Here is an 11389-nt window from a genome sequence, read left to right on the forward strand (position 1 = left end):
AACCTGGGCAACAGTGAGCCGGTTGAGCTGCTGCGCTTCATCCGGGTGCTGGAGGCCGCGCTGAACCGCCGGGCCGTGCTCGATCTGCAGCCCATGCAGCCCGGCGATGTGACGGCCACGGCGGCTGACACCTCCCGGTTGCAGGCCTGGGTGGGCTTCCAGCCCTCCACCAGCCTGGAGCAGGGAGTGGAGCGCTTCGCCCGCTGGTATCTGGACTATCACGGCTCAGCGCGGGTCCAGGACCCTGCAGCGCGGCTTCGCCAGGCAGACTCAGTTCCCTTCGCCTGAATCGGGATTGGCTTCGCTGCAGAGCCTGCGCGGCATGGTGGACCTCTTGCCTGGGGCCACGGCCCTCTGGCAGCACGTGGAAGGCCGGGCCGCGGAGCACTTTCGCCGCGCCGCCATTCAGGAGATCCGCACGCCGCTGCTGGAGGTGACCGAGCTGTTCGCCCGCGGCATCGGTGAGGCCACCGACGTGGTGGGGAAGGAGATGTACTCCTTCATTGACCGGGGCGAGCGCAGTTGCACGCTGCGGCCGGAGGGCACGGCGTTGGTGGTGCGGGCGGTGCTGCAGCACGGGCTGCTCAGCCAGGGGCCCCAGCGGCTCTGGTATGGCGGACCGATGTTCCGCTATGAGCGCCCCCAGGCCGGCCGCCAGCGCCAGTTCCATCAGATCGGCCTGGAGCTGCTCGGCTTTGCCGACCCCCGCGCCGATGTGGAGGCCATCGCCGTGGCGTGGGATCTGCTGGCCGATCTGGGGGTGGGCGGCCTGGCGCTCGAACTCAACAGCCTGGGCAGCCCGCAAGACCGCGCCGGCTACCGCCAGCAGCTGGTGGCCTGGCTGGAGCAGCGCCGCTCCCAGCTCGACCCCGAGTCCCAGGCCCGCCTCCAGACCAACCCCCTGCGGGTGCTGGATGCCAAGCACCCCGACACCCAGGCCCTGCTGGCTGAGGCGCCCAGCCTGCTGGACAGCCTCTGTGCGGCCAACCGCGAGCGCTTCGAAGCGGTGCAGGCCGGCCTGGCGGCGCTGGCCATCCCGGTGCAGCTCAATCCCCGCCTGGTGCGGGGCCTCGACTACTACAGCCACACGGCCTTCGAGATCACCAGCGATCAGCTCGGGGCCCAGGCCACGGTGTGCGGCGGCGGTCGCTACGACGGCCTGGTGCAGCAGCTGGGCGGCCCGGCCACGCCGGCCATCGGCTGGGCGATGGGGCTGGAGCGGCTGGTGCTGCTGCTCAGCCGCTCCGCCACCGCGGGCCTGCCCAGCCAGCCGCCGCCGGATCTCTACGTGGTGAGCCGCGGCGCGGAGGCCGAAGCCCAGGCCCTACCGCTGGCGCGGCTCTGCCGCCGGGCCGGGTTGGTGGTGGAGATCGATCCCAGCGGAGCCGCCTTCGCCAAGCAGTTCAAGCGGGCCGATCGCTCCGGCGCTGCCTGGGCTGCGGTGATCGGCGAGGACGAGGCCAGTGCCGGCGTGGTGCTGCTGCGCCAGCTGCGCCCTAGCGGGGCGGAGGGCTCCCCTGCCGCCAGCGCCGATCAGCGGCTCAGCCCCGAGCAAGTCGCGGCGCGGCTGGCCCGATGACGACTGAGGACGTGTCCACTCCAGGCCGTCAGTGACCACGTGCTGGCAGTTGACTGCCGCCAACCACGACTGGACTGTGACCGCCGGCCTAGATGGGTGACTCGACCCTCGCGATCATTGCCGGTGCCGGCGTGCTGCCCAGGATGCTCTCGCAGGCCCTGAGGGCGTCTGGGCGGCCTCACCTGGTCTGCCGGCCCCATGGCCTGGAGGTGGAGCTGGAGGACGCTGAGGAGTTCTACTTCGAGCGCTCCATCTCCTTCTTCCGCTCGCTCGAGAAGCGCGGCATCCGCCAGGTGGTGATGGTGGGCAAGTTCCACCGGCCCCGGGCTCTCAACATCATGCGTTTCGAGGGCTCCACCCTGATGGCGGCGCCCCGCATCCTGGCCTCGCTTCGCAAGGGCGACGACGCCTCCCTGCGGTCCCTGGCGGAGATCATCGAGGAGCTCGGGCTGGAGGTGGTGGGGGTGGAGGACGTGGCGCCCAAGCTGTTGCCCGAGCCCGGCGTCTACGCCAGCCGCCTGCCCACGGAGATGGACCGGGCCGATGTGGAGCGCGCCGCCCAGATCGTGGAGGCGATCTCGATGGTGGACGTGGGCCAGGGCGCCGTGGTGGCGGGGGGGCTCTGCCTGGCCACCGAAGCCCTGCCCGGCACCGACGCCATGCTCGAGTGGGTGGCCAGCAGCCGGGCCCTGCCACCCGAGGCGCCCCGTTCCGGCGTGCTCTACAAGGCCCCGAAGCTCCAGCAGGACCGCCGCATGGACCTGCCCGCCATCGGCCCCACCACGGTGGCGAAGGCCGCAGCAGCAGGCCTTTCCGGCATCGCCTGGGAGGCCCGCGGCGCCCTGCTGCTCGATGCCGAGCGCACCATGGCCGATGCCGAGCGCCTGGGGCTCTTCCTGTGGGCGCGCCAGCAGATCCGCTGAAGCGTTGAGCCTGGACAGGCACCTGGCCGGGGGCTGTTCTGCTTCAGGCTGCGCCAGCCCGCTCCAGCACTCCCTTGCTGCTGGGGATGGCGCCGGCGCGGCGCGGGTCGATCTCCGTGGCCAGCCGCAGGGCCCGGGCGAAGGCCTTGAAGCAGGCCTCCACGATGTGGTGCGAGTTCGAGCCCGCCAGCTGGCGGATGTGCAGGGTGAGGCCGGAGTTGTTCACCACCGCCACGAAGAACTCCTTCACCAGTTCGGTGTCGTAGCTGCCGATCCGCTGGGCCGGGATCTCCAGGCCATAACTGAGGTGGGGCCGCCCGGAGCAATCGAGGGCCACCTGCACGAGCGCCTCGTCGAGGGGTGCCACGAAGTGGCCGAAGCGGTGGATGCCACGCCGGTCGCCCAGGGCCTGGGCCAGGGCCTGGCCCACGGCGATGCCCACGTCCTCGTTGGTGTGGTGATCATCGATGTGAGTGTCACCCACGGCGCTGATCTCCAGATCGAGCAGGCCATGGCTGGCCAGCTGGTGGAGCATGTGGTCGAGGAAGGGCACGCCGGTGCCCACCTGGCAGCGGCCGCTGCCATCGAGGCCCAGCCGCACGCGCACGTCGGTTTCACCGGTGAGCCGGTGCACGGTGCCACCGCGGCCGCCGCTGGGGCTGCCGCCGCCGTCGTGGTTGAGGTCCGGAAGGGAGGACACGGGCCAAAGGGGCGGGACTGTACCAATCATGCCGAAGTTGACGGCCGCTATCCGTCCACAATCACGCCCACCGCTGCGGCCGCCGCTTCCTGGATGGTGAATCGCTCCATCCCTACAGCAGCCGCGAGCGCATGCTCGAGGTGGAATCGGGTCAGCACCCCACCGCCGCGGTGCTGGGCTGCGCCGACTCGCGGGTGCCGGTGGAGCTGCTGTTCGACACCGGATTCGGCGACCTGTTCATGGTGCGCAACGCCGGCACCCTCTCCACCTCCGCCGCTATCGCTTCGCTGGAGTACGCCGTGGCTCACCTGGGCGTGCCGGTGATCGTGGTGCTGGGCCATGAACGCTGCGGCGCCGTGGAGGCGGCCCTGAACCCGGCGCTCACGCTCACGCCGAGCCTGGCGCAGCTGGTGGGCCAGCTGTGCATGGAGCTGATCAACCTCGGCGGCCACCACGACCTCGATCAGGCCTCCCGCCACCACACCCTCAATGCCGCCCGCAACCTGGTGGATTCCAGCGTGCTGCTCACCGATCTGCTGCGCGCCGGGCGGCTGAGCGTGGAAGCGGCCTTCTACAACCTACACACCACCACGATCGACTGGATGGGGGCGGTGATGCCGATGCGCACCGAGCAGTTCATCAGCACCCCCTGAAGGGGCGGGTGCTCACATGCCGGTGATGCAGTAACCGGCGTCCACGTAGAGCACCTGGCCGGTGATGCCCGAGGCCAGGGGGCTGGCCAGGAAGGCGGCGGTGGCGCCCACTTCGTCCTGCGTCACGGTGCGCTTGAGCGGGGCCTTCTCCTCCACGTTGTGGATCATCTCGAGGATGCCGCCGATGGCGGAGCTGGCCAGGGTGCGGATCGGCCCGGCGCTGATGGCGTTGACGCGCACCTGCTTCTCCGGACCCAGCTCGGCGGCCAGGTAGCGCACCGAGGCCTCCAGGGCCGCCTTGGCCACGCCCATCACGTTGTAGTTGGGGATGGCGCGCTCGGCGCCCAGGTAGCTGAGCGTGATCACGCTGGCCCCCTGGCTGAACAGGGGCTTGGCGTGGCGGCAGAGGGGGGCCAGGGAGTAGGCGCTCACCTCCAGGGCCCGGGCGAAGCCCTCGGGGCTGATGGCGGAGTAGTCGCCCACCAGCTCCTCCTTGCCGGCGAAGGCCAGGCAGTGGATCAGCACGTCGATCTGCCCCCACTGCCGCTTCACCTGCTCGAACACCGCTTCGATCTGGGCGGGGTCCTGCACGTTCAGGGGCTCGAACAGGCTGGGGTTCAGCGGCGCCGTGAGCTCGCGCACCTTGGCCTCGAAGCGGCCCTTCTCATCCGGCAGGTAGGTGACCCCCAGCTCACAGCCAGCGGCAGCGAGCTGCTGGGCAATGCCCCAGGCGATCGAGCGGTTGTTGGCGATGCCGGTGACCAGGGCCTTCTTGCCGCGCAGATCGAGGAGCATGGGGGGGAGCCGAGGTGGCACAGCGTGGGCCTGTCATCTTCCCGCAGCACCTCACCTGGTGACGAGGCGGCTCAGCGAGCTGAACCCGTGAGCTGGTCCATGAGCCCCCCTGCTTCTACATCAGAGTTTTCGGTGCTCGCGATCATCTGCTGACTGGATGATCCCATTCACGTGTAGTTAGGCCATCTGTCATGCGTCGTAGACGCATCCTCACAACGCCTTCAGCACTCTCCTGGCAAAGGTGTTGGGATTAAATCCCTTGCCGGGTGTCTGGCCCAGCCGCACGATCACCACGTTGCGGGAGGGCACGATCATCATCAGCTGTCCACTGAACCCCCTCGCATAGAATGTATCGCGGGGTAGATCAGGGAAACGGCCGCCCTGATTCAGCCACCAGTGAGCACCGTAGTTTCCCTCAGAGCCGGGGGTGGGTGTGATCGCCTGCTTGACCCAGCCGTGGGGGAGAAGACGCCGATCGCCCCACACACCATCGTGGAGATAAAGCAACCCGAAACGAGCCCAGTCCCGGGCCGTGGCGTAGGCAAGTGAAGAGCCCACAAACGTACCGGAAGGATCGGTTTCGAAAACAGCGCTGCCCATCCCCAGGGGCTGGAACAGGTGCTCATAGGGAAATCGCCAGTAGGCAGCATCATCCGACAAGGCCAGTCGCAGACCCCTGGAGATGAGATTGCTGTCGCCGGAGGAGTAGTGCCACAGCGTGCCGGGCTCCGCCTCCAGCGGCTTCCCCGCTGCGTAGGCAGCGGCATCCTCGCTGTGCAGGAGCATCTTCACAACATCCGTCTCGAAGTCGCCGTAGACCTCGGTAAACGCGAGACCGCTGCTCATGCGCAGCAGCTGGTCGAGGGTGATCGCCCGCCTGGGATCCTCAGGCAAGGTCCACTCGGGAACCTGAACCGGCTTGTCCAGCTGCAGCAGCTCCTCTTTCACGGCGATGCCGACCAAGGCGTGGGTGAGGGCCTTGGTGACTGACCAGCCGATCAGTGGTGTGGCGGGACTGACACCGGGGGCATAGCGTTCCGCCACCACCCATCCGTTGTGCACCACCACGACAGCGCGGGTGCGGCGTGGGTTCTGGGGATCGGGCTCCCGGAAGGCTTCATCCAACACCTCCTGCAGTTCCTGCCCGTCTGGAGCTCCAGGAGGTGCGTCTGGCGAGGCGGGATCCAGGCGCCAGGGCATCGATGGGCTGGGCTGATCTGAGCTGACTGGCCTGGCCTGCTCCGGCAGGGAAACGGGAGGCACGTCCTGGTGGTACAGCGAACACCCCAGGTTCGATTGCCGCGTCGCGCGGGCTGAGACCAGTCCCCACAGGGCATCGGTGACCATCTCTCCCCGATCAGGAATGAATCTGGCGTTCACCAGACCGCGAGCCCGCGAGAGTTCAGCCGCCCAGAGCTGTGCATCGTCCATCCCTGCCATCAGGACCCCGCTGCAGAGGGTCTTGGCCACGTAGGCCGATCCAGCCTGGGCCAGAACGAGCCGGGCGCGAACCTGGATGTAGAGCGTCGCTGCGACCGTTCCTGACAGCCCGAGCAGCACCATCGAGGCCAAGACCATGCCTCGCCGCGTTCGTAGCCAGGTCCGGCAGCGATCAAGCATCTCTGGATCGTGTTGATTTTGGGATAGTTTCTTGCCCCGATGTTGGCAACAGTGTGGGCGTGGTCAGGCCATGACCATGGCTCAGAGGGCAGCTGGCCCTGATTCATGCCGTCAGGCAGAGTTCTCCAGGGTTTCACGCGTTGTTTCCTGGAAGACCTTGACCCGGCCCCATGGCGCAGGCCACTGATCTGACACTCCTCAAGCCCATCCCGTGGTTCCCGGGGCTCTCCCTGCCGGAACTCCTTGCTGCGGATGGCTGCTCTCAACAGGATCAGCCCCTGCTGCTGGCCGTGAATCGTGGGGCTGGCATCAGCGCTCCCCTGCTGGCTGGTTTGGTCTGCACGCTGACGGCAGAGGAGAACCGCCGCCTTGGCGGCTTTCGCCACAAGGCGGATCAGGATCGCTTTCTGCTGGGCCGTGGCCTGCTGCGCCAGATGTTGGCTCTCTGGATGGATCAGCAGCCGCAGCACGTGGCGATCGCCCTGGGTCCGCGAGGCAAGCCCTATTGCCCCGGGGGGCCGCAGTTCAATGTCAGCCATTCCGGGGATCTGATTCTCCTGGCCCTCCACCGCTGCCGGCCTTTGGGGGTCGATGTGGAGCAGGAGCGGCCGGCGCTCAACTGGCAACCGATTGCGCGCCGCCTGTTGTCGAGCCAGCAGGTTGACGCCCTCCTGCAGCAGCCGGTTGCAGAGCAGGCCACGGCGTTTCTGCAGGCCTGGTGTCATCTGGAAGCCGAACTGAAGGCCGGTGGCTGGGGCCTGGCCGCGCCACCTGTGGGCGGATCGGCCGGCCTGATGGGCCACTGGCGGCTCTGCCTCGGCAGGGGCTATGTGGGGGCCCTGGCTGCCGGCCAAGCGTCAGATCCCTCGCTGAACGGCTGAGGCCGATGCGCTGCAATGGCCTCAGGCTTCGTCGTTGGGCGAGCCGCTCGACAGACCCTGTTGCCTCCCGATGCCTCCCGCCAATGCTGCGGCTGATCTGCCCAGCACCTTCCTGGATCGGAAGGATTTGGAGCAGACCATCACCGAACTGTTCCCCACGGCCTGGGGTGGGTTGAGCCCGATCCGCGGCGGCGGCGTGGCTGCCCTGGCCCAGCTCGCCCAGCTGGATCCGATCTCCTATGGCTGCACCCGCAACCACATCGACGGCGCCGTGAGCGGCCTCTCGCCCTACATCCGCCATGGGGTGGTCAGTCTGGCTGAGGTACGCGACGCGGTGTTCCGCTGGCTGGAGGAGCGGGGCTACGGACGCAGCGGACAGCGGGCTGAGGGCCGGCAACTTGCCGGCAAGTTGATCAATGAGCTTGGCTGGCGCGACTATTGGCAGCGGCTCTGGAAGCAGAGAGGCGATGCCATCTGGAACGACCAGGAGCCCCTCAAGACGGGTCATCCCCCCGGCCGCTATGCGGACGCGCTTCCCGCTGACATCGCGACGGGCCGGACCGGTCTGGCCTGCATGGATGCCTTCGCTGGGGAGCTGCTGGGCCGCGGCTGGCTTCACAATCACGCTCGGATGTGGCTCGCCAGCTATGTGGTGCACTGGCGCCAGGTGCAGTGGCAGGCGGGCGCCCGCTGGTTTCTGCAGCACCTGCTGGATGGAGATCCGGCCAGCAACAACCTCAGTTGGCAGTGGGTGGCGAGCAGCTTCAGCCAGAAGCCCTACATCTTCAACCGCGCCAACCTGGAACGCTTTGCGGGAGACCGCCACTGTCGCGGCTGCCTGCTGGCTGGGGCCGGCTGTCCTTTCGAGGCCAGCTATGAAACCCTGCAGCAACGGCTGTTCGCTCCCTCGCCGGTGGGCCTGGATCAGAGCCTCCCAGCACCGGTGCAGCGACTCGCGGCTCCCGCTCCGCCTACGAGATCAGGCCCACTGCTCGGCCGCCCGCTGGTGTGGGTGCACGGTGAGGCGCTGGGGCCTGCCAACCCTGCCCTGCGCGCCTGGCCCGAGGCGCCGGCGCTGTTCGTGTTCGACACCTCCCTGATCGCGGCCTCTGGCCTCAGCCTCCAACGGCTGGGCTTCCTCTACGAATGCGCCCTGGAGCTGCCGGTGAGCCTCAGGCAGGGGGATGTGGCCGAGCAGGTGCTTGCCTTCGCCGCTCGTCATGGGGCTGATGGCGTGGTGACCTCCGCTGCAGTGGATCCCCGCTTCGAGCTGATCCGTCGCAGGATTGCCGCGGTACTGCCCGTGCAGGTGCTGGAGCCGGAACCCTTTGTGCGGCTGGAGTCGCATCCCGATCTGCGCCGTTTCTCGCGCTACTGGCGCCAGGCCGAGCCCCTGGTGTGGCGCCGCTTCCTCATGGGCTGATGAGCTCAAGCCCTGGGCTCAATCCCCGGGTTCCGTGGCCTCCTTGAGAAAGGCCTCCTCCTGCTCGAGCACGGCGGCGGGATCGCTGAGCAGATCCGGCTCCTCCAGCAGCGGGAAGGCCTCCACCTGCACCTGTTCGGGTGTCAGGGGCGGCTCCAGCCAGCGGAAGCTGCGCTTGGGATCGGCCTCCTTACAGAGGGCCTCACTCTGCTGGCGCAGGGCCCGGCGCACATCGCTGCGGGCCACGGCATCGAAGAACTCCTGGCGGCTGGCCAGCCCCGAACTGAACGGAGCCGTGCCGTTGCCGTTGAACAGCCGCGCCGGGTCGGGCGTCCAGCGGGGCTGGCAGATGCCGCTCTCGCGGGTGTCAGTGTCGATCCAGATGTGCAGGCCGTAGCCATCGGGCTGGCTCACCACCGCCAGGCCGTCGTGGGGCACGCTGCGCTGCAGGGGGAAGATCGCCCAGCTGGCCTGGCGGTGGGCCGGCACGCAGCCGGCGCTGAGCAGCAACCCCGCCAGAGCCGCGCTGGCCTGCAGGGAAGAGGTCTTTAGCGTGAGGGCAGGCATCGATGAAGGAACAGGCCCATGGCGCTGACGCCGTCCACCATGCTGCCGTTGGGCACGCCCCTGCCGTTCGGAGTGATCAGCGCCCAGCTGGCCACTGGTGCTGCCCAGCAGGTGAGTGGCGAACCGCTCGACCTCGATGGCCTGGCCAGGGGCCCCGTGTTGGTGTTGTTTCTGTGTGAACACTGCCCTTTCGTGAAGCACGTGGAACAGGAGCTCAGCCGCCTTCAGGCGGATGTGGCCGGCCCACCGCCGCGGCTGCGGATCCTGGCGATCTCGAGCAACAGCCTGCAGACCCACCCCCAGGACGGCGCTGAGGGTCTCAGGGCCCAGGCGGCTCGCCACGCCTGGACCTTCCCCTACCTGCTGGATGGCCACCAGGAGATCGCCCGGGCCTTCCGGGCCGCCTGCACCCCCGATCCCTACCTCTTCGCCCCGGCCGCCGACGGCGCTCTGCGGCTGGTGTATCGCGGCCAGCTCGATGACAGCCGCCCCGGCCAGGGCCGGCCCGCTGATGGCAAAGATCTGCGCGCTGCCCTCGCGGCCCTTGAGGCTGGAGGCACTCCGGCAGGGGAGCAGCGCCCCGCCATCGGCTGCAACATCAAGTGGCATCCAGGTTCAGAACCGGAATGGGCCCGCTGATCCCTGCCGCTCATTGCGTTTATGGTGAGCCGCATGCAGGTGCCACCCTTCAGCCTCGGTGAGCAGATCCAGGAGCTGGGTGGTGCCCTCGATGACGCCGTGTTGACCGTGCTGCGTAGCGGCCAGTACATCGGCGGCCCCACCATCGCCGCCTTTGAGGCCGCCTTTGCCGAGGCCTGCAGCGTGGCCCACGCGGTGGGCTGCAACAGCGGCACCGACTCCCTGGTGCTCGCCCTGCGCGGCCTCGGCATCGGCCCCGGCGATGAGGTGATCACCGCCTCCTTCAGCTTCTTCGCCACCGCCGAGGCGATCAGTGCCGTGGGGGCCACGCCGGTGTTCGTGGACGTGGACCCCGCCAGCTACCTGATCGATCTGGACCTGATCGAGGCAGCGATCACGCCGGCCACCAGGGCCTTGCTGCCCGTGCATCTGTTCGGCCGGCCGGTGGACATGGAGCGCATTGGCGCCATCGCCGCGCGCCATGGCCTCAAGGTGGTGGAAGACTGCGCCCAGGCCACCGGCGCCCGCTGGGCCAACCGGCCGGTGGGCAGCTGGGGCGATGCGGGCTGCTTCAGCTTCTTTCCCACCAAGAACCTTGGCGCCGCCGGCGATGGCGGCGCCGTGGTGTGCCGCGATGGGGCCCTGGCCCAGCGGGTGCGGGAGCTGGCGGTGCACGGCATGCCGCGCCGCTACCTGCACACCGATCTCGGCTACAACAGCCGCCTCGATGCCCTGCAGGCGGCGGTGCTGGCCGTGAAGCTGCCCCACCTGAGCCGCTGGCTGGAGAGCCGCCGGGCCATCGCTTCCCGCTACCTCAGCCAGCTGGCGGGGCTGCCCGGGGTGGCCCTGCCGGCGGCCGGGCCTGAGGGCCACAGCTGGAACCAGTTCGTGCTGCGGGTGCCTGCCTGCCCGATCGGCGCCCCGGCCTGTGGCGCCCGCGCAGAGGCGCCCTGCGACCCCGCTGCCAACACGGACGCCTTCGGCCTGCCGCAGGGCCGCTGCCGCGACTGGCTCAAGCAGCAGCTGCAGGAGGCGGGCGTGAGCACGATCATCTACTACCCGATTCCCATTCACCGCCAGCCGGCCTATGCCGCCCTGGGCTATGGGCCCGGCAGCCTGCCGGTCACCGAGCGGCTCTGCGCCGAGGTGCTGAGCCTGCCGATCTTCCCGGAGCTCTCCCAGGCCCAGCAGCAACGGGTTGTAGAGGCCCTGGGCCAGCTGCTGGCGCGCCCCGGCGACGCTGCCGCGCCCAGCAGCCTGCCGGATCGGGCCAGCTGCGTGGTCTGAACCCAAATCTCCCGGTGCCGTGTTCAACGATTAGCAAGCCGAGGCGCTTGACGTCTACCAAGCCTCGTAGGGCGAGCGCTGCATAGAGCTTGCCCAACTTCTTTGGGGCATCCCTCGGTTAACAATTAGGGAGCCTCTGGGCAACGAGCCCTGAAAGTGGGTCCAAGGTTGGAATTTGCTCGGAATGAACAACGTTTGGCGAATCTGAGGTTGGCTTGGCTGATTTCACCCTTTCGGGTGCCAAAATCTGCCCATGTTGGCCGATTCTTTCCCTCGACAGGCACACTGATCTCCTGATCACGTACTGCATAGCAACCTGCGA

At 68.5% G+C, this 11389-nt stretch carries 11 protein-coding genes and 1 pseudogene; 8 read left to right on the plus strand and 4 right to left on the minus strand.

Annotated elements, in window-relative coordinates:
- The 3 genes and pseudogenes from IQ216_RS06625 to IQ216_RS06635 form a co-directional block, all read left to right on the plus strand.
- A pseudogene (locus IQ216_RS06625) lies at positions 1 to 288 on the plus strand (hypothetical protein); the annotation flags it as partial.
- 7 nt (positions 289 to 295) lie between these two features.
- Positions 296 to 1579, plus strand: coding sequence for a histidine--tRNA ligase (gene hisS / locus IQ216_RS06630; RefSeq protein WP_193814849.1), 1284 nt, complete (start codon positions 296 to 298; stop codon positions 1577 to 1579).
- A gap of 92 nt (positions 1580 to 1671) precedes the next feature.
- Positions 1672 to 2502 (plus strand): LpxI family protein, encoded by an 831-nt coding sequence (locus IQ216_RS06635; RefSeq protein ID WP_186697462.1) that lies wholly within the window; start codon positions 1672 to 1674, stop codon positions 2500 to 2502.
- A 43-nt stretch (positions 2503 to 2545) separates the two neighbouring features.
- On the opposite strand, the gene hisB is transcribed toward IQ216_RS06635, so the two are convergent.
- Positions 2546 to 3202 carry an imidazoleglycerol-phosphate dehydratase HisB gene (gene hisB, locus IQ216_RS06640; RefSeq protein ID WP_193814850.1) on the minus strand — a complete coding sequence of 219 codons (657 nt, stop codon included), beginning with the start codon at positions 3200 to 3202 and terminating at the stop codon, positions 2546 to 2548.
- A 131-nt stretch (positions 3203 to 3333) separates the two neighbouring features.
- Between hisB and IQ216_RS06645 the strand changes: the two genes are divergently transcribed.
- Positions 3334 to 3855 (plus strand): carbonic anhydrase, encoded by a 522-nt coding sequence (locus IQ216_RS06645; RefSeq protein ID WP_228007226.1) that lies wholly within the window; start codon positions 3334 to 3336, stop codon positions 3853 to 3855.
- A gap of 12 nt (positions 3856 to 3867) precedes the next feature.
- Here the strand turns inward: IQ216_RS06645 and fabI are convergent, their stop codons facing one another.
- Complete coding sequence (gene fabI, locus IQ216_RS06650) at positions 3868 to 4650, minus strand: enoyl-ACP reductase FabI (RefSeq protein ID WP_186697458.1); 783 nt, start codon at positions 4648 to 4650, stop codon at positions 3868 to 3870.
- Positions 4651 to 4860: 210 nt separating this feature from the next.
- Positions 4861 to 6228, minus strand: a complete 1368-nt coding sequence (locus IQ216_RS06655; RefSeq protein WP_228007227.1) for a serine hydrolase — start codon at positions 6226 to 6228, stop codon at positions 4861 to 4863.
- A gap of 212 nt (positions 6229 to 6440) precedes the next feature.
- Between IQ216_RS06655 and IQ216_RS06660 the strand changes: the two genes are divergently transcribed.
- Positions 6441 to 7151: a 4'-phosphopantetheinyl transferase superfamily protein gene (locus tag IQ216_RS06660; protein WP_193814851.1), complete on the plus strand. Its 711-nt coding sequence runs from the start codon at positions 6441 to 6443 to the stop codon at positions 7149 to 7151.
- 70 nt (positions 7152 to 7221) lie between these two features.
- Positions 7222 to 8574: an FAD-binding domain-containing protein gene (locus IQ216_RS14690; RefSeq protein WP_193814852.1), complete on the plus strand. Its 1353-nt coding sequence runs from the start codon at positions 7222 to 7224 to the stop codon at positions 8572 to 8574.
- An 18-nt stretch (positions 8575 to 8592) separates the two neighbouring features.
- Here IQ216_RS14690 and IQ216_RS06670 read toward each other — a convergent pair whose 3' ends face one another.
- Positions 8593 to 9141: a hypothetical protein gene (locus IQ216_RS06670; protein ID WP_193814853.1), complete on the minus strand. Its 549-nt coding sequence runs from the start codon at positions 9139 to 9141 to the stop codon at positions 8593 to 8595.
- A gap of 18 nt (positions 9142 to 9159) precedes the next feature.
- On the opposite strand from IQ216_RS06670, the gene IQ216_RS06675 reads away from it, so the two are divergent.
- Positions 9160 to 9780 carry a thioredoxin family protein gene (locus IQ216_RS06675; protein ID WP_193814854.1) on the plus strand — a complete coding sequence of 207 codons (621 nt, stop codon included), beginning with the start codon at positions 9160 to 9162 and terminating at the stop codon, positions 9778 to 9780.
- A gap of 33 nt (positions 9781 to 9813) precedes the next feature.
- A complete protein-coding gene (locus IQ216_RS06680; protein ID WP_193814855.1) occupies positions 9814 to 11067 on the plus strand; it encodes a DegT/DnrJ/EryC1/StrS aminotransferase family protein in 1254 nt (417 codons plus the stop codon).
- Positions 11068 to 11389 lie beyond the last annotated feature (322 nt).

Source organism: Cyanobium sp. LEGE 06143 (genome assembly GCF_015207535.1).
In the GTDB taxonomy this organism is placed as follows: Bacteria; Cyanobacteriota; Cyanobacteriia; order PCC-6307; family Cyanobiaceae; genus NIES-981.